This is a genomic window from Lentilactobacillus raoultii (assembly GCF_900411375.1).
Lineage (GTDB): Bacteria > Bacillota > Bacilli > Lactobacillales > Lactobacillaceae > Lentilactobacillus > Lentilactobacillus raoultii.
Genome location: NZ_LS422992.1, coordinates 83,632 through 104,795 on the forward strand (window position 1 = coordinate 83,632; position 21,164 = coordinate 104,795).

The 21,164-nt window shown below is 39.1% G+C and carries 21 protein-coding genes; 20 read left to right on the plus strand and 1 reads right to left on the minus strand.

Annotated elements, in window-relative coordinates:
• Positions 1 to 18 precede the first annotated feature (18 nt).
• The 8 genes from rplQ (at position 19) to ED605_RS10630 (ending at position 5,787) form a co-directional block, all read left to right on the plus strand.
• Positions 19 to 402 (plus strand): 50S ribosomal protein L17, encoded by a 384-nt coding sequence (gene rplQ, locus ED605_RS10595; RefSeq protein ID WP_121978861.1) that lies wholly within the window; start codon positions 19 to 21, stop codon positions 400 to 402.
• Between the two features lie 261 nt (positions 403 to 663).
• Positions 664 to 1,497 (plus strand): energy-coupling factor transporter ATPase, encoded by an 834-nt coding sequence (locus ED605_RS10600; RefSeq protein ID WP_121978862.1) that lies wholly within the window; start codon positions 664 to 666, stop codon positions 1,495 to 1,497.
• Positions 1,467 to 2,339: an energy-coupling factor ABC transporter ATP-binding protein gene (locus tag ED605_RS10605; RefSeq protein WP_121978863.1), complete on the plus strand. Its 873-nt coding sequence runs from the start codon at positions 1,467 to 1,469 to the stop codon at positions 2,337 to 2,339. Before ED605_RS10600 ends, ED605_RS10605 begins: the two co-directional genes overlap by 31 nt.
• Positions 2,336 to 3,130 (plus strand): energy-coupling factor transporter transmembrane component T family protein, encoded by a 795-nt coding sequence (locus tag ED605_RS10610; RefSeq protein ID WP_121978864.1) that lies wholly within the window; start codon positions 2,336 to 2,338, stop codon positions 3,128 to 3,130. The genes ED605_RS10605 and ED605_RS10610 overlap by 4 nt, the downstream gene beginning before the upstream one ends.
• Before the next feature lie 36 nt (positions 3,131 to 3,166).
• Complete coding sequence (truA, locus tag ED605_RS10615; protein WP_225419112.1) at positions 3,167 to 3,940, plus strand: tRNA pseudouridine(38-40) synthase TruA; 774 nt, start codon at positions 3,167 to 3,169, stop codon at positions 3,938 to 3,940.
• A 202-nt stretch (positions 3,941 to 4,142) separates the two neighbouring features.
• Positions 4,143 to 4,586 carry a 50S ribosomal protein L13 gene (rplM, locus tag ED605_RS10620; protein ID WP_121978866.1) on the plus strand — a complete coding sequence of 148 codons (444 nt, stop codon included), beginning with the start codon at positions 4,143 to 4,145 and terminating at the stop codon, positions 4,584 to 4,586.
• A gap of 13 nt (positions 4,587 to 4,599) precedes the next feature.
• Positions 4,600 to 4,992 carry a 30S ribosomal protein S9 gene (gene rpsI, locus ED605_RS10625; protein WP_013728473.1) on the plus strand — a complete coding sequence of 131 codons (393 nt, stop codon included), beginning with the start codon at positions 4,600 to 4,602 and terminating at the stop codon, positions 4,990 to 4,992.
• Positions 4,993 to 5,190: 198 nt separating this feature from the next.
• A complete protein-coding gene (locus ED605_RS10630; protein ID WP_121978867.1) occupies positions 5,191 to 5,787 on the plus strand; it encodes an ECF transporter S component in 597 nt (198 codons plus the stop codon).
• Between the two features lie 51 nt (positions 5,788 to 5,838).
• On the opposite strand, the gene ED605_RS10635 is transcribed toward ED605_RS10630, so the two are convergent.
• Complete coding sequence (locus tag ED605_RS10635) at positions 5,839 to 6,123, minus strand: DUF2187 domain-containing protein (RefSeq protein WP_121978868.1); 285 nt, start codon at positions 6,121 to 6,123, stop codon at positions 5,839 to 5,841.
• Positions 6,124 to 6,373: 250 nt separating this feature from the next.
• On the opposite strand from ED605_RS10635, the gene ED605_RS10640 reads away from it, so the two are divergent.
• The 12 genes from ED605_RS10640 to rlmD all read left to right on the plus strand — a co-directional run bounded on the left by ED605_RS10640 (position 6,374) and on the right by rlmD (position 20,948).
• Positions 6,374 to 7,006: a glycoside hydrolase family 73 protein gene (locus ED605_RS10640; protein WP_503100502.1), complete on the plus strand. Its 633-nt coding sequence runs from the start codon at positions 6,374 to 6,376 to the stop codon at positions 7,004 to 7,006.
• A gap of 15 nt (positions 7,007 to 7,021) precedes the next feature.
• Positions 7,022 to 7,594, plus strand: coding sequence for a xanthine phosphoribosyltransferase (locus tag ED605_RS10645; RefSeq protein ID WP_121978869.1), 573 nt, complete (start codon positions 7,022 to 7,024; stop codon positions 7,592 to 7,594).
• A gap of 111 nt (positions 7,595 to 7,705) precedes the next feature.
• A complete protein-coding gene (locus ED605_RS10650) occupies positions 7,706 to 8,866 on the plus strand; it encodes an ATP-grasp domain-containing protein (RefSeq protein ID WP_121978932.1) in 1,161 nt (386 codons plus the stop codon).
• A gap of 240 nt (positions 8,867 to 9,106) precedes the next feature.
• Positions 9,107 to 11,344: a DNA helicase PcrA gene (gene pcrA, locus ED605_RS10655; protein WP_121978870.1), complete on the plus strand. Its 2,238-nt coding sequence runs from the start codon at positions 9,107 to 9,109 to the stop codon at positions 11,342 to 11,344.
• 13 nt (positions 11,345 to 11,357) lie between these two features.
• Complete coding sequence (locus ED605_RS10660; RefSeq protein ID WP_121978871.1) at positions 11,358 to 11,960, plus strand: sugar O-acetyltransferase; 603 nt, start codon at positions 11,358 to 11,360, stop codon at positions 11,958 to 11,960.
• 40 nt (positions 11,961 to 12,000) lie between these two features.
• Positions 12,001 to 14,028 carry an NAD-dependent DNA ligase LigA gene (ligA, locus tag ED605_RS10665; RefSeq protein ID WP_121978872.1) on the plus strand — a complete coding sequence of 676 codons (2,028 nt, stop codon included), beginning with the start codon at positions 12,001 to 12,003 and terminating at the stop codon, positions 14,026 to 14,028.
• Between the two features lie 17 nt (positions 14,029 to 14,045).
• A complete protein-coding gene (locus ED605_RS10670; RefSeq protein ID WP_121978933.1) occupies positions 14,046 to 15,188 on the plus strand; it encodes a CamS family sex pheromone protein in 1,143 nt (380 codons plus the stop codon).
• 85 nt (positions 15,189 to 15,273) lie between these two features.
• On the plus strand, positions 15,274 to 15,585 hold the full coding sequence (gene gatC / locus ED605_RS10675) for an Asp-tRNA(Asn)/Glu-tRNA(Gln) amidotransferase subunit GatC (RefSeq protein ID WP_121978873.1): 312 nt from the start codon (positions 15,274 to 15,276) through the stop codon (positions 15,583 to 15,585).
• A complete protein-coding gene (gatA, locus tag ED605_RS10680) occupies positions 15,585 to 17,048 on the plus strand; it encodes an Asp-tRNA(Asn)/Glu-tRNA(Gln) amidotransferase subunit GatA (protein ID WP_121978874.1) in 1,464 nt (487 codons plus the stop codon). Before gatC ends, gatA begins: the two co-directional genes overlap by 1 nt.
• On the plus strand, positions 17,048 to 18,469 hold the full coding sequence (gene gatB / locus ED605_RS10685) for an Asp-tRNA(Asn)/Glu-tRNA(Gln) amidotransferase subunit GatB (protein WP_121978875.1): 1,422 nt from the start codon (positions 17,048 to 17,050) through the stop codon (positions 18,467 to 18,469). Before gatA ends, gatB begins: the two co-directional genes overlap by 1 nt.
• Positions 18,470 to 18,484: 15 nt before the next feature.
• On the plus strand, positions 18,485 to 19,489 hold the full coding sequence (locus ED605_RS10690; protein ID WP_121978876.1) for a diacylglycerol kinase: 1,005 nt from the start codon (positions 18,485 to 18,487) through the stop codon (positions 19,487 to 19,489).
• A gap of 85 nt (positions 19,490 to 19,574) precedes the next feature.
• Positions 19,575 to 20,948, plus strand: a complete 1,374-nt coding sequence (gene rlmD / locus ED605_RS10695; protein ID WP_121978877.1) for a 23S rRNA (uracil(1939)-C(5))-methyltransferase RlmD — start codon at positions 19,575 to 19,577, stop codon at positions 20,946 to 20,948.
• Positions 20,949 to 21,164: the final 216 nt, after the last annotated feature.

The following is a 21,164-nucleotide window of genomic DNA, read 5'->3' on the forward strand; positions in this document are numbered from 1 at the left end:
AAAGGAGGACAACCAGAAATGAGTTATCGGAAATTACAACGTTCGAGTGCACATCGACGCTCATTACTTCGTAATTTAACTACTGAACTAATTATTCATGGTCAAATTATTACAACTGAAGCTCGAGCTAAAGAAGTTCGTTCAACTGCCGACAAGATGATCTCACTTGGTAAGCGTGGTGACTTACATGCTCGTCGTCAAGCTGCTTCTTTTATTCGCAACGTCGTTGCTGATGTTAAAGAAGATGGCGATGACATTACTGTCACAACTGCTTTGCAAAAAGTGTTTGGAGAGTTGGCTACTAAGTACGCTGATCGAAATGGTGGTTATACTCGGATTCTTAAGATGATGCCACGTCGTGGAGACGGTGCTCCAATGGTCGTATTAGAACTAGTTGACTAAAAAAGTTCCATTTTAGTTTCCTACAAATATTTGTCACATTTCACGAGAATCACTCGGGTTTTTGGTATAGAACGTTATGATGGTGGGATTTTGAATTCCTAGTCTAGTTTGAATGTGGGTAAGTCCCATGCACCAATTATCTGGCAGTGATTTTTTTGTACATAAAACTCCCAGAGGATCTCATATTCCTCTCGTAACCATTAATGAAAAAGGGATATTTCCTTATAAAATCAACTATAGAAAGTGTTTGAGGCTAATTTGATGAAAGAGATTATCCAAGTTAATAAAATTTCATATAGTTATCCTGAACGTCCTTTGCTGTTTAACCAGTTATCTCTAACTGTTCATCAGGGAGAATGGTTGGCGATTATTGGTCAAAACGGTAGTGGCAAGAGTACGTTGGCCAGACTGATTGATGGTTTATTAGTCCTGAATCAGGGAGAAATCATTGTAGATGACTTAATGGTTAATGATCAAAACATTTACGATATTCGAGATCGAATTGGCATGGTTTTTCAAAATCCAGAAGATCAATTTGTTGGTGCAACAGTAGAGGATGATGTCGCTTTTGGATTGGAAAATCGATTGGTAAAGCGTGAGAAAATGCATGAAATTGTTGAGAAGAGCTTGAAAAATGTCGGAATGTGGGATTTTCGCGAACGAATTCCAGCTAACTTGTCTGGTGGTCAGAAACAACGAGTTGCGATTGCTGGAATCATTGCGCTTAGTCCAAAAATCATTATTCTAGATGAAGCTACTAGTATGTTGGATCCTCGTGGTAGAAAAGAAATTCTTAAACTTGTTCGACATCTTAAGGAACAAAACCGCTTGACGGTGATCTCAATTACGCATGATATTGACGAAGCGGCTGAGGCTGATAGGGTAATTGTTTTAAATCAAGGTAAGATTATTGATGAAAATACACCGCGTGCGATTTTTTCACATTCAAAGCGCTTAAAGGAAGTGGGCTTGGACATTCCCTATACAGCTAAGTTGATTGCAGCCTTAGTAAAACGTGGAATAGTGGCAGAAAAGTCATATATGGATGATAAGGAGCTAATCACATGGATACAGCAGTTAGTTTCAGCCAAGTAACTCATACTTATCAGGCAAATACACCCTTTGCTCAAAATGCCTTGGACGATATTACTCTCCAAATTGAAAAGGGCTCTTTTACTGCAATTATTGGGCATACGGGTAGTGGTAAATCAACGTTGGTTCAACATATTAATGCTTTACTAAAACCAACGTCAGGACAGATAGATGTTTTAGGGAAAATGATCAGTCCTGAAACAACAAATAAAAATTTGAAGGCTTTTCGAAGACGAGTTGGCATGGTGTTTCAGTTTCCTGAAAAGCAGCTATTTGAAGAAACGGTCTTAAAAGATATTAAATTTGGGCCTAAAAACTATGGTGTTTCTGATCAAGACGCTGAAGCTGCTGCGCATGAAGCAATGGAATTAGTCGGCTTAGACAAGTCTTTTTCTAATCATTCTCCATTTGATTTATCTGGTGGACAAATGCGCCGGGTAGCCATTGCTGGTGTTTTAGCAATGAACCCTGAAATTCTTATTTTAGATGAACCAACAGCTGGGCTTGATCCTAAGGGTCATCGAGAAATTATGGATTTGGCTAAGTTTTTAAATCAGAAAAAACAGATAACGATTATTTTGATAACTCATCAAATGGATGATGTAATTGATTATGCGTCAAATGTGATTGTGATGGATCAGGGAAAAGTAGTAAAGGTAGGACCACCAGAGCAAATTTTTAATGATCCGGAATGGGTATACCATATGCAGTTGGACTTACCCAGTAGTGCAGAATTTGCGCAACAACTAAAACTTGCCGGCGTTGATTTGGGGGAATTACCACTAACTGTTGAACAACTTGCTAATAAAATTGCTCATCTGGTTGGGAAAGGAGACACAAAATGAGTAACTTCATTTTTGGACGATATCTCCCCGGTCATTCTTGGATTCATCAAATGAGTCCACAATCAAAGCTTTTATTATGCTTTTATTTTGTTGTTGTTATTTTTTTTGCTAATAATTTGCCATCCTACGGTGTTTTGTGTGTGCTTATTTTAGTAGCTATCTTATCTTCTGGAATCTCCATTATGTATTTCTTAAAAGGCATTAGACCTTTAATCTGGTTAATTATTTTCACCGTCCTGTTACAAATTCTATTTAGTAGTGGTGGTCACGTTCTTTGGCATTTTGGCCCATTCTCAGTGACTGATGAGAGTCTGATCAATGGTGGCTTTATCTTTATGCGGTTCCTTTTAATTATTATGATTTCAACAGTTTTAACGTTAACGACGACTCCCCTGGCAATCGCGGATGGGGTACAAACTATCCTGAAACCGCTGAAAAAAATAAGGTTCCCCGTTGACACACTGGCATTGATGTTATCAATTGCCCTGCGGTTCGTTCCTACTTTAATGGATGAAATGGAGACGATTATGAATGCTCAACGTGCCAGAGGAGTTGATTTTGGTTCAGGGAGTTTAAAACATCGGGTTAAGGCAGCGGTGCCATTGCTAGTACCACTATTTACAGGCGCGATTAATCATGCCGAGAATCTTTCCACAGCAATGGAAGCTCGCGGTTTTTCGGATAGTGAACATCGGACTAAGTATCGCTTGTATAAATGGCAGGGTAAGGACACAATTAGTTGGCTGATTTTTATTTTAGTTGGCGTAGCGGTTTTATTTATTAGAAAGTAGTTGATTACAATTACAAGTCGTTATAAAGTAACATTTATGTATGATGGTACGAAATTCAGTGGGTTTGAAAGACAACCTAATCAGAGAACGGTTGAAGGAGTTTTAACTCAGAAAGTTAATGTGATGGCCAAAAAGCCCGATCCACCAATTATTATTTATGGTTCCGGTAGAACGGATGCCGGCGTCCACGCAATCGCTCAAGTAGCCCATTTTGATTTTCCGTTTGATTTACCCACTCAAGCTGTTTATAAGGGATTAAATAGTATGCTGCCATTAGACATGGAAGTTACCAAAGTTGAACGGGTAAGTCAGCAATTTCATGCTCGTTATGATGTTTCTGGAAAAAAATATATTTATAGAATGTACCTTGGCGAATTTCAAAATCCATTTAAAAGAAATTATACTGGACACTGGAAGTTCCCAATTAATTTGGAAAAAGTAAAACGGGCATTAGTTGATTTAGAGGGAGAGCACGATTTTACGAGTTTTGTGGCTTCGGGATCAACAGCTCGATCGAATATCCGAACTATTTATTCTGCAACTGCTCAGTTAAATTCAACTAAGGACGAGTTACAATTGGAATTTTACGGGAATGGCTTTTTGTATAATATGGTTCGAATTATAGTTGGTGTAGTGGCTGAAATTGGATCGGGAATGAGGCCCGAAGGCGATATACAACGTTTATATAAGGTGAAAGATCGAAATCAGGCCAGGAGAACGATGCCAGCGTCTGGCCTTTATCTTAAACAAGTTTTTTATGAGGGTGATGACCCGGCTCATCCAACTAAGTTAGTAAAACGTTGGCGTTAATAGAAAGTTGTTGTGACCTGAAAGCAAAGATTAATGAGAAGCTAACACAACAAAAATTAGGTTAAGTTTCTCAGCGTAAATCGAGAAACAGATTGACTTTTATCAAAATTATTAGTATTATGTTAGTTGGTATTGTTTGCCCCACGATGAGCCCCGGAAACTTATTTGGTGTCGAACAAACACAGACTTGGAGGAATATAACGTGCGTACAACTTATATGGCAAAACCTGGTGAAGTAGAGCGTAAATGGTACGTTGTGGACGCAACAGATGTATCATTAGGTCGTCTCTCATCAGTAGTCGCTTCAATTTTAAAAGGTAAAAATAAACCTACTTATACCCCAAATGTTGATACTGGGGACAATGTCATTGTAATCAATGCCAGCAAAGTAGGATTAACAGGTCGTAAAGATAAAAATAAAATCTATTATCACCATACTCGCTTCATTGGTGGTTTAAAGCAAAAAACAGCTGGTGAGTTCCGTGAAAAGAACCCAGAAAAGCTTATTGAGACATCAGTTAAAGGGATGCTTCCTCATGGAACGTTAGGTCATAAGATCGGTTTGAAGTTGCATGTCTATGCAGGTCCTGAACATGATCATCAAGCACAAAAACCAGAAACATTAGACATTAAGAACCTAATTTAAGGAGGAACTCACTTTGGCTCAAGTACAATATCGCGGCACTGGCCGTCGTAAAGACTCGGTTGCTCGTGTACGTTTGGTACCGGGAACTGGCAAAATTATTATGAATGATAAAGCAATTGAAGATTACATTCCATTTGCAAACTTACGTGAAGTGGTTGTACAACCATTTAATGTAACTGAGACACTTGGAAATTATGACACACTTGTTAATGTTAACGGTGGTGGCTTCTCTGGTCAAGCCGGTGCAACTCGTCATGGGATTGCTCGTGCATTACTGGCAGTTGATCCAGATTTTCGTGGACCATTAAAGCGTGCCGGTTTATTAACTCGTGATGCTCGAATGAAAGAACGTAAGAAGCCAGGTCTTAAGAAAGCTCGTAAGGCTTCACAATTTTCAAAGCGTTAATATTCTTTATTTCAAATATCAAAATAATAATTTTTCGCTTAAAAATTTTAAAAAGAAGGCAATCAATTATTTTGGATCTACCAAAATAGTGTTTGCCTTCTTTTTAAAATGTCTAAAAAAAGCATAAGCCCAATTTTAATAGTAAGGGAAGCAGCGATAATTTGGTATAATATAGCCATCGAAATGGAGGGTTAAAGGATGGCTGATAAGAAAAAGACACTCAGATTCAATCTATTAGCAATGTTTATCGCTATCATAATCTTACAAACTTCAATCCCTTTAATTGGTTATATTCCGATTGGACCACTTGATATTACAATCATTTCAGCAACAGTTGTTATTGCAACTATTTTGATGGGCACCAGGGATGGTGCAATTATCGGTGGTGTGTGGGGGCTGATTACTTTTATCCGGGCCTATGTCTGGCCAACTAGTCCGTTAGCAACAATTGTTTTTGTCAATCCAGTCGTCTCTGTACTGCCAAGAATTTTAATTGGAATCGTTGCAGGTGTTACTTATCAAACACTTTCAAAGCGCCTTAAGCAGCAATCGGTCAGTATTTCAATTGCTGCTGTTCTTGGCTCACTTACAAACACAATTTTAGTATTGGGATTGATTTATCTGTTTTATAAAGCAAAGACACCCCAACTTTATCAAATAAATATTAAAGATTTGCTGCCATATTTACTTGGAGTAGTTGGAACAAACGGTATTCCTGAAGCAATTTTTAGTGGGATCGTTACGCCATTAATTGTGATGCCACTTCAAAAAGTATTAAAAGGACGATTAAATTGAGTCCAGTTATAAAAAAGCCGCCGAAAATTATCGGACGACTTTTTAAATGACTTATTTCTTTTTGGATGATTTAGTGCTCTTGGTTTCTTTGTCATCATCCGTATCTTTAATTTTCGGCGCAGCTTTGATCATTTTCAAGTGCCGGTTATTGATGACAACTTTCTTGTGGTATTTATCAATTATTTCGGGATCATCAGATTCAAATGTGATCAAAAAGGAGTTCGTGTAGCTTTTATCAATAAAGCCTTTAAACGTTCGCTTTTCAATCTTGAATGAAACCTCGTCGCCAACGTGAAATTTTGATTGTGCTGCTGATACTTCGGTGTTTTTAGCCATAGGTTTACATCTCCAGATTTTAAGTGTCAGATGATAACATAACCGATATTGTGGAATTTGTCAATGAAAAAGGCCACCTTAACGATTATCTGACGATAGTTTAGTGCTGAGTGGTCCATCATTGGAAAGATACTCATGATAGATTTGAGTTAACACTTTTAAAAAATGTCACCAAGTTTAAATTATCAATTGTCTTTATTGAAAAATATCGTTAGAATTAGTTTTGATAGTCGGAAAGTTTGAGGTTGAATTGGCAAAGTATAGTAATCGGCGAAAGCGTCGGAAACAAACATCAAATATTATTGTGATGTTAGTTCTAATTGCCTTTGGATTAATGATTGTTTTGGGATTTAAAATGTTGTCATCAGATGTTTCAAGTCCACAACGAGTTGATGACGCAAGAAGTCAATTAGCGGCTCAACACCGTAAATTTATTAATCAACTGGCACCACAAGCCCAGCTGCTTCAGGGACAATATAATATTTTACCCAGTATCACGATTGCACAGGCAATTCTTGAATCTGATTGGGGGACAAGCCAGCTTTCAAGTAAGTACCATAATCTTTTTGGCGTAAAGGCGCAAAGCTCAAATACCAAATCAGTTTATTTGGACACCCAGGAATATGTAAACGGGCACTATGTGACGGTTAAAGCGCGTTTTGAGGCTTACAATAGTTGGAATGAATCGTTGGCAGAACATGCCAAATTGTTGGCTTACGGGACTAAATGGAACCCGGATCAATACCGGGATGTTGTGTCGGCGGATAATTATATCCAAGCTGCCCGAGGACTTGAAAAGGATGGTTACGCAACGGACCCAACGTACACTGAAAAACTTATTTCACTTATTAAGAATTACAAATTATATCAATTTGATGACTAGAAAGGAATGCAACTCATGGATTTATTGAAGAAGCGCATTGTTGAAGATGGCACTGTATTACCAGGAAATGTACTAAAAGTTGACAATTTTTTAAATCATCAAGTGGATTCACAACTTATGGACAAAATTGGGGTTGAATTCGCAAGACTGTTCAAAAACGAAAAAATTACGAAGGTTGTTACAGTGGAATCCTCAGGGATTGCGCCTGCTTTAACAACAGCGATTCATTTAGGCGTTCCGTTGATTTTCGCTCGTAAGCATAAATCATTAACCCTAACAGATAATTTGTATACGGCTAGTGTTTATTCATATACAAAGCAGGTTAGCAATGATATTAGTGTTGATAAGCGCTTTTTAAATGCTGGTGATCGAATTTTAATCATTGACGATTTCTTAGCCAATGGGCAGGCCGTTCAGGGGCTGTTGGAAATTGCCAAGTTGGCGAATGTTTCAGTGGCCGGAATTGGAATTGTGATTGAAAAGAGTTTTCAAAAGGGTCATACGCTTATTGAAAAATCCGGAGTAAGGTTGGAATCTTTGGCAAGAATTGCTTCCCTAAGCGATGGTAAGGTAACTTTTGTTGACTAAACAATAAAGTAGTACAATAAATTCGTGTTATTAGGCATTTATTAAACGGTGGGCAAGTAAGTGGCCCTTCCGTTCACTCCAAGTATTCGAGATATGAAAGTAGTGAAACCATTGACAGAAGCAGACATCTTATATCCTGATCAAACAATTGGAATCTTAGGTGATAGTATTAGTAGTCCGGCGCTCCTTTACATCGCAAAAAAAATGGGCTTTAAAATCGGTATGTACAGTTCAAATGAAAACAGTGAAACAGTTCGTTTGGCAGACTATAAATATATTGGCTCTATGGATGACAAGCAGACTTTGAAGATGTTTGCAGAACGTTGTGATGTTGTGGTCTATAATAGCCCGTCAATTGATTCGGCGGTTATTCGGTATATTTCTCAATTCACTTCGGTTCCCCAAGGAGGCGCTTTGTTGGATATCATTAAAGATCGATTGATCGAGCGTAGCTTTTTTGAAACCCTTAATATTAATATGGCACCTTACGCGACGATTGTAACGCTTGAAGATATTTACCAATCGATTAACTCAATTGGTTATCCAGCCATTTTAAAGCCAATTCAAAGGGGATTGTTGGGTGATAAGGAACTGGTGATTAGAAATCAGGCTGATATTGTGACAGCTTCCGGGTTGCTGGATTCCGGGACTTATGTTATGGAATCATTTGTTGAACATGATACAGATTATTCAATCATTGTGACTCGACAAACCGATGGTAAAACAGTTGTATTTCCAATTGTTGAAGTCATTTATGATGGCAAACAAATTATGACGGCTTTTACACCAGTTAAACTTGATCCGGCAGTCGAAAAGGAAATGAATCGAATTACAAATGAAATTGCCAAAAATATTGATTACGTTGGTACGTTTGAGGTCTCACTTTTTTTGGCAAAGAGTGGTTCGATTTATGTTAATCGGGTTGCACCAACATTAAGCCCTGCCGGTTTTCTTTTTGATTACGCGGCCAATGTTAATGAGTTTGAACAACATATTCGGGCCATTGCAGGTTTACCATTAGCTGAAGCTACTGCAGTAATGCCAACGGTTTTTCAAGCAATTAGACAAAAAGAATATCAGCGTGTTAAAACTCAATGGGTCATAAAAGGGAATTGGCATTTTTCCTTTTATGGTAACAAAACCGAGGATGCCGATGAGCGGGTTGGTCATATTCTGATTCCTACTAAATCAATCTCGGATACTTTGATGAAGATTGAAGCAACCAGTATTTGGAAAGATATTGACTTTAAATCAAAATACGAGAAAAATTAAAACTTGTCGGAATTTCCGACTTTTTTTGTGCGATTGAGCTCGTTTTTAAAATTGTTTAAGTTTGTCATTTAAGTTATTAGTAACTCAAATAGTGTGATTAAATAAAGTTTGGTGCGGTGTTAAAATTTCAATATGAATGCTGGGTAAATTTAAAAAGATTACTTTTATGATCAAAGGCGAGACGGCCAAACGTATATTTGGTATAATTAATTGGATACTTTTGAGAGGATGGAATAATCAGTGATAGAAGATAGTTTACTAAAGGGTTTAAATAAAGACCAACGAGATGCCGTTGTTCATACGCAAGGCCCAGTTTTGATCATGGCAGGAGCAGGTAGTGGCAAGACACGTGTATTAACACATCGAATTGCTTATTTGATTGAACATGATCAGGTATTACCTTGGAATATTTTGGCAATCACGTTTACCAATAAGGCAGCCCGTGAAATGCGTGAGCGGGTTTCTAAGCTACTTGATGAAGATGGCAATGACGTATGGGTCTCAACCTTTCATGCTCTCTGTGTGCGTATTTTACGACGTTATATCGATCAATTAGGATTTAACCGGGCGTTTACAATTGCAGATACCAGTGAACAAAGAACCTTAATCAAACGAGTTCTAAGGGAGTTGAACATTGATCCTAAGAAATTCGATCCACGGTCGATTCTGTTTTCAATCTCAAATGCAAAAAATGATCTGTTAACTCCTAAGGCTTTTGAATCTCGGGCGGTTAGTGCATTTGACCAAATCGTTGCTAAGGTTTACAAACGTTATCAAGACGAATTACGTCAAAATGAATCACTTGATTTTGACGACTTAATTATGATGACGATTGAGCTGTTTGATCAATTTCCCGATGTATTGGCTTACTATCAAGAAAAGTTTCAGTATATTCATGTTGATGAATATCAAGATACGAATGAAGCACAATATCGATTGGTTAACACTTTGGCTAAAAAGAATCGAAATATCTGTGTAGTGGGCGATGCCGATCAAAGTATTTATGGTTGGCGTGGTGCTAATATGCAAAACATTTTGGATTTCAAAGAAGATTATCCGGATGCCCATGTTACGCTGCTCGAGCAAAATTATCGCTCCACTAAAACCATTTTAAATGCTGCTAACTCAGTGATTGCAAATAATCAAAATCGGGCAGATAAAAATCTTTGGACAGAAAATGCTCAGGGCGAAAAGATTTCTTATTATCGCGGACAAACTGAAAGTGATGAAGCGTTATATATTGTTAGCAAAATTCAAGAAGAAATGAAAAAGTCCAAACGTAGTTATGGTGACTTCTCAATTTTATATCGAACAAACGCCCAATCACGAGTTATTGAAGAAATGCTCTTAAAAGCGAACATCCCTTATACAATAGTTGGTGGGCATAAGTTTTATGATCGAAAGGAAATTCGTGATACTTTAGCTTATTTAACATTGTTAGGAAATCCGCGTGATTCGATGAGCTTCGAACGGGTGATTAACGAACCCAAACGTGGGATTGGCGAAACAAGTTTGGAAAAATTACGGGTGTTTGCCGGCGATCATAATTGGTCGTTACTTGAAGCTGCAAAAAATATTGATCTTGCTAACGAAATTTCAAAGCGGGCTAAGCGGTCAATTTCATCCTTTGAACAGCTCATTAGTAGCACTGCTAAAAAGATGGCCAATATGACAATTACTGAATTAACAGAAGAAATTCTTGATAAAAGTGGCTATATAAGTACGCTCAAAGCCGCCAAAGAAAATTCTCTGCAAGCACAGACGCGTTTAGAAAATTTGGAAGAATTTATTTCCGTTACTCAAAAATATGATCAAGATAATCCGGATCAAACTGGTCAAGATAATTTAGTTAACTTTTTAAGTGACTTGGCATTAGTTTCTGATCAGGATGATGTTGATGAAAATACAGCTGAAGTGACTTTGATGACGTTGCACGCTGCTAAAGGGTTGGAATTCCCGGTTGTCTTTATGATGGGGATGGAAGAGGGACTCTTTCCCTTGGGACGAGCTTCTCAACAAGAATCGGAATTACAAGAGGAACGTCGACTGGCTTACGTGGGCATTACTAGAGCAAAGGAAAAGTTATATTTAACAAACGCCTATTCACGAATGTTGTATGGCCGACGTCAAAATAACCCTGAATCTCGGTTTATTAAAGAAATTGAACCTGGGCTACTTGACTATGAAAATATTAAACAGCGGGAAACCGCTCCTTCGACACCGTTTGATCGTCGAACCAGACGTGCAACTGCAACGACTTATCATCGACCTGCTCAAAGAGTTGTTAAACCAAAGGAAACTGGTGCCAACAGATCATCATGGTCAGTTGGCGATAAGGTTTCTCATAAGAAATGGGGAACTGGAACGGTTGTAAAAATTTCAGGCAGTGGAGAAGATATGGAATTAGACATTGCTTTTAATCAACAAGGCATTAAACGTTTGTTAGCAGCTTTTGCCCCGATTACTAAGGAATCCTAAAGGTTACGAAAATATGAGTTTGGAAAAGCAAATGAGAAATGGCGAAGTTTATCGTGAATCGGGTTTTAAAAATCCGACTGACGTCAACTATGCAGAGCAACTAGCTAAGCAGCGGCTCAACGGAAAGCGGCTGTCCTTTAAATTTAATCATACCGACCCAAGTGATGAAGCCATTCGACAATCGGTAATAAAGCAACTGTTTAAGCACGTTGGTAGTCGGCCCTTCATAGAGGGACCACTTTATACATCTTATGGTTGCAATACCACAATTGGCGATGACTTTTATGCAAATTTTAATTTAACCATTGTTGATGATGTGGATGTCCGAATAGGTAATCATGTGATGTGTGGACCAAATGTGATGATCTCGGTGACGGGTCACCCACTAGAAGGCCCTAAGCGACGACAAGGTGAACAGTTTAGCCGATCGATTCAAATTGGTGATGACGTGTGGATTGGCGGTAATGTGAGCATTCTTCCCGGTATAACAATTGGTCATAATGTGGTCGTTGGCGCAGGGAGTGTTGTTACTCATGACATTCCGGATAACTCGGTTGTCGTTGGTGTTCCTGGTAGGATAATCAAACGGTTGCCACCCATTAACAATCAGATTTGAGCAGATAATAATTAATGATTAACAAGCAGAAGGTGTTAGCGTGGGTTTTGAAAATATGACCGAAGAGCAAGCAGCTCAAGCAGCTCAAGCACTTCGGAAAAAGTTAAATAAATGGGCAGATGAGTACTATACGTACGACTCACCAAGTGTTGAAGATTCCGTATATGATCAAGCCTATCAGCAATTGGTAGATTTAGAAAAAGCGTTTCCCCAAATTATAACGCCGGATTCACCAACTCAAAAAGTTGGCGATCGTACGCTTCCTGGCTTTACAAAAGTTCCTCATGATATTCCGATGTTGTCTTTGGGGGATGTTTTTTCAATTGACGAGTTAAAAGCATTTGCTGATCGGTTATCCAATGCTGATGAGGTGCCCTTTGACTATAACTGTGAATTAAAAATTGATGGTTTGGCGATTTCACTCCGATATGAAAATGGTCGGCTGGTTCAAGGTTCAACGCGTGGAAATGGTCAAATTGGCGAAGACATTACTCGTAATCTAAAAACGATTAAATCCATTCCTCAGAAACTAAGTCGGCCAATTACGATTGAAGTCCGTGGTGAATGCTATATGCCGAAGTCTTCGTTTGTTAAACTTAATCAACAGCGGCAGACTCAGGGGGTAGCTCCGTTTGCAAATCCTCGAAATGCTGCAGCCGGGAGTTTACGTCAATTAAATCCCCGGGTCACGGCGCATCGAGAACTTAGTACGTTTATGTATAATGTGGCTAATTATGATGATTTACAAGCTGATACTCAGAGTGGCCTTTTAGTAGAATTAAAAGAATTAGGGTTCACAATTAATCCTGATTATCAAGTAGCTCATACCATGACGGAAATTGATCAGTATGTTGAAAAATATACTCAAAAACGTGACCAATTAGCATACGGGATAGATGGCATTGTCATTAAGGTTAATTCGTTGCCACTCCAGCAGTCCCTTGGTGCAACAGTTAAGGTGCCGAGATGGGCAATTGCATATAAGTTTCCACCCGAAGAGGCCCAGACAGTAGTCCGAGACATCGAGTGGACCGTTGGCCGAACTGGTGTAGTGACGCCAACCGCTGTTATGGACGAAGTGATTCTTGCCGGAACGACCGTTAGTCGGGCATCGTTGCATAATCCGGACTACCTTCAAGAGAAAGATATTCGGGTTGGCGATACTGTCAAACTGCATAAAGCCGGTGATATTATTCCCGAAATTTCGACTTATGTTAAGGAAAAACGACCAGCTGACAGCCAACCTTATAAGATTCCGACCAAGTGTCCATCTTGTGGTTCAGAATTGGTTCACCTCGATGAAGAGGTTGCACTAAGATGTATTAACCCGCAGTGTCCGGCTCAACTGCAGGAAGGATTAACTCACTTCGCCTCACGGGATGCCATGAATATTGATGGCTTGGGGTCTAAAATTATTGCTCAGTTATTTAAAAGACGAATGTTGACTGACGTTGCCGGATTATACAGTTTAACATTTGACCAGTTAATGACGTTGGATAAATTCGGCGAGAAATCAGCCAATAACTTGTTGTCGGCAATCGATAACAGTCGGCAAAATTCTTGTGAACGTTTATTATATGGCTTGGGCATTCGTCATGTTGGTGCCAAGGCAGCCAGATTAATTGCTCAGCGTTTTAAAAATATTGATAAGATTATGACAGCATCAGCGCAAGAAATTGCTGAAATTGATACAATGGGAATGATTATTGCGGACAGTGTTGTTACTTACTTTTCAATGACGCAATCAAAGGAACTCATTAATCAGTTAAAGCAAGTGGGCGTCAACATGAACTATTTGGGAGCCACGGATCAAGATCTCAAAGAATCAAATTCAGTCTTTAACGGGAAACGATTGGTTTTAACCGGCAAGCTTCAGCACATTACTCGTCCGGAAGCTACTCATTGGTTGGAAGATCATGGTGCTAAGGTGAGTGGGTCGGTTTCCAAAAAAACAGATATTGTTGTGGTCGGAGAAGACCCAGGCAGTAAATATGATCGTGCTCGGCAACTTGGAATCGAAATTTGGGATGAGACGCGCTTTGCAAAAGAAATGGCTGATGAAGAGTAGCAATGGAGGAATTAATTTTGAAAAAAATATTTCTGGGACTTTCGGTACTTTTAACCGGAGTTCTACTGACGGCCTGTGGGAGCGTTGATAATTTATCAAATGATACAAGCAATTCCGGCAGCTCAAAAGCTAAAACCCAGTTAACGGGTCAAACCAATACCGGTTATTATCAAGGAGTCATTAAAAACGGTCATTATCAGACTAGTAAGTCTCGAGGTGTCAGTGTTCAACAGGAATCAAATCAATTTAATATTAAAGGATTTGAAAGTGGCTTGTTGGATATCTCTAAAAAGGAATTTTCTACTAAGAAATACGTTTTTGAAGAGGGCCAGTATCTCTCAACCAAAAAAGTTGAGGCCTGGTTGGGACGAAAATCAAAGTCAAATCCAACTGGTTTGAATCCTAAAAAGTCGAAATCAACCAACCCTAACACCAGAACGCCGGTTTACCTGTCACAAATTAATGAACAGGATTTTATGACTCAAAATGGTAAATCTTTGAAACTTCAAGGAATGACGGTCGGGTTGGCCATTAATTCTGTTGATTACTATAAGAAAAAACAGTATGGGCCGACTTATGAAACACATATTTCGAATGCTCAAATCAGTCGCGAAGGTAAAAAAATTGCGGGTCAAGTTTTGCAAAGATTACGTAGTAATAAAAAATTAAAAAACATTCCGATTGTCATTGCACTTTATAAACAGGCCTCTGATGATAGTTTGGTTGGCGGTAACTTTTTTGCTTATTCAACTAATAATAGTGGTTCGAATACGATTAATAAATGGACAAAAGTCAATCAAAAAAATTATGTTTTTCCACTGCAATCCAACAAAAAGGGACCAAGTCAAAATGATGAGGATTCCTTTGACAACTTTAAGTCACAAGTTCAAACCTTCTTCCCTAATTTAAGCGGTGTTACTGCCCAAGCACAATATACAGATGGCTCGCTTAACGGGATGAATATTAATATCACTACCCAATTTTACAGTCAGACAGAGATTATCAGCTTTACTCAATACATTCAAAGTGCAGCTCAAAAATATTTGCCTGCTAATGCCCCTATTGATATTACGGTTCAGTCGACTGAGGGGATTCAAAGCTTCTTGAGTCGTAAGGCAAATGAGAAAAAGTTTTCTGCTCATATCTTTAACAGTTACTAATTTTGTAAGAAATCTGCCCAGTTAATATGTTAAAATGAACATTGTTGTTAAAATTTACTAATTTTCAGAAGAGAGAAGGATATCAATGACTGAAAAGATCTCCGAAGATCAAGTAAAACACGTTGCCCAACTGGCCAAGTTAAAGATTGACGATAATCAATTACCTTATTTCACTACCCAGTTAGACAAAATCATTGGTTTATTTGAAACTTTGAGCAAGGTTGATACTGATGGCGTTGAGCCAACAAGCAGTGTGACCGACCAGATCAACGTAATGCGTGAAGACATTGCCGATAATTGGCACCAACGTCAGGCGTTACTTGATAATGCTCCAGATACTCAAGATGGTTATATCAGAGTTCCAACAATTATCGATGAAAGTGGGTCGAATGAATAATGAATTATTTTGATCAATCTTTGACCAGCATTCACAAGCAGTTGGTGAACAAAGACATTTCTGCCGCGGAACTAACCAAGCAAACCTTGGATAACATTAAACAGGTTGACGGTGAGATTAATGCGTTTTTAGCGCTTAACGAAACGAATGCTTTGGCACAAGCCAAACAGCTTGATGAAAAGGGCATTGAATCAGATAACCTATTATCTGGTATGCCGGTTGCGATTAAAGATAACATTGTTACCAAAGGGTTGAAAACGACGGCTGCTTCAAAAATATTAGAAAACTTTACGCCAATTTATGACGCAACCGTCACCCAGAAAATGAATCAGGCTGGGACGATTACCGTCGGTAAGACCAACATGGATGAGTTTGCAATGGGGGGTTCCACTGAAAACTCTGCTTTTAAAGTGACGCATAACCCATGGGATAAAACAAAGGTTCCTGGTGGTTCTTCAGGTGGTTCAGCTGCAGCAGTGGCAGCTGGAGAAGTAATTGCTTCTTTGGGATCAGATACAGGTGGTTCGATTCGTCAGCCAGCATCTTTTAATGGGGTTGTCGGAATGAAACCAACTTACGGTCGAGTTTCCAGATGGGGATTGATTGCTTTTGGTTCCAGTTTGGATCAAATTGGGCCGATCACCAGAAACGTTCCTGATAATGCCACATTGCTCAATGTGATTGCCGGTCACGATGATCATGATCTGACTTCTTCAACCAAAGAGGTTCCTGATTTCACAAGTACACTCAACAAGGGCGTTAAGGGACTTAAAATTGGGATTCCAACTGAGTTTATGGCTCAAGGATTGGATGAAGATGTGAAGCGAGTTGTTGATCAAACAGCTGACACCTTTAAAAAGCTGGGTGCAACGGTTGATGAAGTGTCCTTACCGCACACGAAATACGGGGTTGCTGCTTATTACATCATTTCTTCGTCTGAAGCTTCATCAAACCTGCAACGATTTGACGGGATTCGATATGGTCGACGTGCTAAGGATGTTAAAAACTTAGAAGAACTCTATGTTAAATCACGTTCTGAAGGCTTTGGCGATGAGGTTAAGCGTCGAATTATGTTAGGGACATTCTCATTATCAGCCGGCTTTTATGACGCTTACTTCAAAAAAGCCGCACAAGTCCGAACGTTAATGATCAATGACTTTACCAAGGTCTTTAAGGACTATGATTTGATCTTGGCACCAACAGCACCGACGCCGGCTTATGGGATTGGGGAAGATGTTTCCGATCCGATGACGATGTATATGAATGATGTTTTAACTTTACCGGTTAACCTTGCCGGTCTTCCAGGAATGTCCATTCCTGCTGGTTTTTCAAAAGGATTACCAGTTGGCGTTCAACTAATTGGCCGGCCTTATGATGAGTTGACAATCTATCAAGCTGGGAATGCCTTTGAACAAGATACAGATTTTTCAAAACAAGCACCAAAGATGGGAGGAAGCAACTAATGAATTTTGAAACAACGATTGGGTTGGAAGTCCATGTCGAACTAAAAACGAAGTCAAAAATTTTTAGCCCTTCTCCTGTTGAGTTTGGTGATCAACCAAACGCAAATACGAATGTGATTGATTGGGGATATCCTGGTGTATTGCCAACCACCAATAAGGGGGTTGTCCACGATGGCATTATGGCAGGCTTGGCATTACATGCTGAAATCCAACGTCATCCGCATTTTGATCGAAAGAACTATTTTTATCCTGATAACCCCAAAGCGTATCAAATTACGCAGTCTGAAAAGCCGATTGCCCATGATGGCTGGGTAGAAATTGAAATTGATGGCAAAAAGAAAAGAATCGGCATTGCGGAAATGCATATTGAGGAAGATGCTGGTAAAAACACTCATGAAGCTGAACATTCTTTTGTGGACTTAAACCGTCAAGGAACCCCGTTAATTGAAATTGTTTCAAAACCAGATATTACTTCTCCTGAAGAAGCATATGCCTACTTGGAACAATTAAGACAGATTGTCCAATTTACCGGCATTTCGGATGTCAAAATGGAAGAGGGTTCCATGCGAGTGGATACAAATATTTCAATTCGACCGATTGGCCAAAAGGAGTTTGGAACAAAGGTCGAAATGAAAAATATCAACTCGTTTAATTATGTTCGAAAGAGTTTGGAATATGAAGAGCAACGCCAACAGCGTGTCTTAATGTCCGGTGGAACGATTCAACAGGAGACTCGTCGGTTCGACGAAACGACAGGTCAGACTGAGTTGATGCGGGTTAAGGAAGGCTCTGATGATTACCGCTACTTCCCGGAACCGGATTTACCAGCTTTAAATATTTCTCAAGAGTGGATTGATCAGATCGCTAAGGAATTACCGGAACCACCGGCAAAGCGTCGTGAACGTTACGTTAACGAATTAGGAATTACTGATTACGATGCAATGGTGGTAACTCAAACTAAGGAAATGTCTGATTTCTTTGATCAAATGATTAGTGCGGGTGCTGATGCAAAATTAGCTGCCAATTATCTTCAAGGAAGCGTTAATGAGTACCTCAATGATAATCAAGTTGATCTTCAGAATACTAAAATCACTCCAGAGCATCTGGCAACGATGATTAAGTTGATTACTGACGGCACGATTTCTTCAAAGATGGCCAAAAAGGTCTTTAAGGCCATCACTAAGGGTGAGGAACCGAAGAAGTTTGTTGAAGAAAAAGGCATGGTTCAGTTATCAGATCCTGCTCAACTTCAACCACTTGTTGATAAAGTTGTGGCAGCTAACCCACAGTCTGTGGAAGACTTTCATAATGGTAAGGATCGAGCAATCGGCTTCTTGGTTGGTCAAATCATGAAAGAAACTCACGGGAAGGCTAACCCTCAGATTGTCAATAAATTATTGAAAGAGTCTATGAATAAGTAGAAGGTCGGAATTGTGATGCGAAAACGGGCAAGAGTGATATATAATCCAACTTCCGGAAGGGAAATTTTAAAGCAGAAAATGGTTGATATCTTGGATGTCTTCGAACACGCCGGATATGAAACCAGCGCTTTTGCGACCACTCCGGAAAAGGATTCCGCAAAGAACGAAGCACGGCGAGCTGCCCAAGATGGGTTTGAATTAATTGTTGCGGCTGGTGGTGATGGGACGATTAATGAAGTTGCGAATGGTGTGGCAGCACTAAAAAAGCGTCCCCAAATGGCCATTATTCCTGCTGGAACAACTAATGATTACGCACGAGCACTTCATATACCGCGTGAAGACCCGGTTGAAGCTGCCAAGATTATTTATAAGAACCAGATGATCAAAATGGATATTGGCCGAGCTGGTGAAAATTATTTCATTAACATTGCGGCTGGTGGTTTACTAACTGAATTAACGTATGATGTCCCATCAGATTTAAAAACCTTCTTTGGCTATTTTGCTTACTTGGTTAAAGGTGCTGAACTCCTTCCAAGAATTAAGCCGATTGAAATGGACATCAAATATGATGAAGGCGAATTTAAAGGAAAAGCATCGATGTTCTTCTTGGCATTGACTAATTCTGTTGGTGGATTTGAACAAATCGTTCCGGATGCATCACTGGATGATGGAAAATTTACGTTAATTATTGTAAAAACCAGTAATTTAGTAGAAATTCTTCACTTAGCTTCAAAGGTGTTTAACGGTGGCCGGCACGTTGATGATCCACGAATTATTTACAAAAAGACGCGTAAAGTCATGGCCAAACCTGTTAAAACCGATGATCGGATGTTAATTAATCTTGACGGTGAATACGGTGGGGATGCGCCAATGACTTTTGTTGATTTAAGGCAACACATCACATTTTTTGCCAACCTTGATGAAATTCCAGATGATGCTTATTCTGATGAAACTAATGAAATGAGACAAGTCGAGCAGAACTTCGTCAAAGGTGTTGACAAGTTACCCGATAAAGAATAGTTTAATAAGTTGTTGAAGAAAATTGCGATTCGAATTCTCGACTCGCAATTTTTATTTTTAAATGGATTAATTAAAGGTGAATAAAATGAAGACACAAGTACCTGTTCAAAAAAATCAAAAATACGACGTTGAGGTGACGGATTTATCCTATCAAGGATTAGGCGTTGCGAAAATTGACGATTTTCCAATTTTTGTCGAAAATGCTTTACCAACAGAATTAGCTACTATTTTGGTTACAAAGGTCAAGAAAAATTTTGCATTTGGAAAAGCGCTTAAAATCATCCGTCAGAGCCAGGATCGAGTTAAGCCGATTGATGGCGCATATACCCAAACTGGGATTGCACCGCTTCAGCATTTGGCTTATCCGGCCCAATTAACGTTTAAACAACATCAAATTCAAACGGATTTTGCGAAGATGAAATTAGATGTTGAAGTTGCGCCGACCATCGGGATGGAAACCCCTTACCATTATCGAAACAAAGCGCAAATCCCTGTCAGAATGTTAAATGGTCGCTTACAAACTGGTTTTTACCGAAAACATTCTCATGATTTAGTTCCAATTGAGGACTTTTATATTCAGGATCCCGAGATTGATAAAGCGGTAGTGATTGTTCGAGACATCCTTAGAAAGTTCCAGATAACGCCCTATGATGAACAAACGCATCGTGGCGTCATTCGGAATATTATGGTTCGAAGAGGTCACTACTCACACGAGATGATGGTCGTGTTAATCACTAAGAGTAAAAAGTTACCAAGTCAATCAGATCTGGTTTCTGAAATTGTTGAACAGTTGCCAGAAGTTAAAAGTATCGTTCAAAACATTAATCCCAAAGCAACAAATGCGTTAATGGGAGAGAAAAACAAGGTTCTTTGGGGAAAAGGGTCGATTACTGATCAACTAATGGGGCTGACCTTTGAAATCTCACCAAATTCATTTTATCAGGTTAATCCGATTCAAACAGAGAAGCTTTATCAATTAGCCATTCAAAAAGCCCAATTAAATAAGGATGACACGGTAATTGATGCTTATTGTGGCATTGGGACAATTTCGTTATCATTAGCTAAAGTTGTCAAAAAAGTTTACGGAGTCGAAATTGTTCCTGAAGCAATTGAGGATGCAAAACGAAATGCCAAACTAAATAACATCACTAACTGTCGATTTATGGTTGGTAAAGCAGAGGAACAACTTGCAAAATGGCAAAAGGAAGGCTTAAAGCCGGATGTGATTGTGGTCGATCCGCCACGTAAAGGACTAGCTGAAAGTTTGATTCGAAGTGTGGCAGAAATGTCGCCACAACGATTAATCTACGTTTCCTGTAACCCGGCCACTTTAGCTAGGGATGCTAAATTATTTAGCGAGCATGGCTATCAAATTAATCAGCCAATTCAACCTGTTGACCAATTTCCACAAACTGTTCACGTGGAGTCAGTTACGGTCCTAGAACGCATAGGAAAATAGCTGATAAACCTTTTTACATCAGTGCTTATGATGATCAAGAGTGTACTTTTCCCTTTCTGCATGATTGGAATTAGTACACTTTTTGCTTTTTGGCTGGAGGGTCGAGTTCTCTATATCCTATTTCTACAGTCGGGTGTACAATGGTTCAATTTAGTGGGACGGTAGTATACTCGACATATAATATTAATGAGGATAAATGTTTTGAGGGACTGTCAA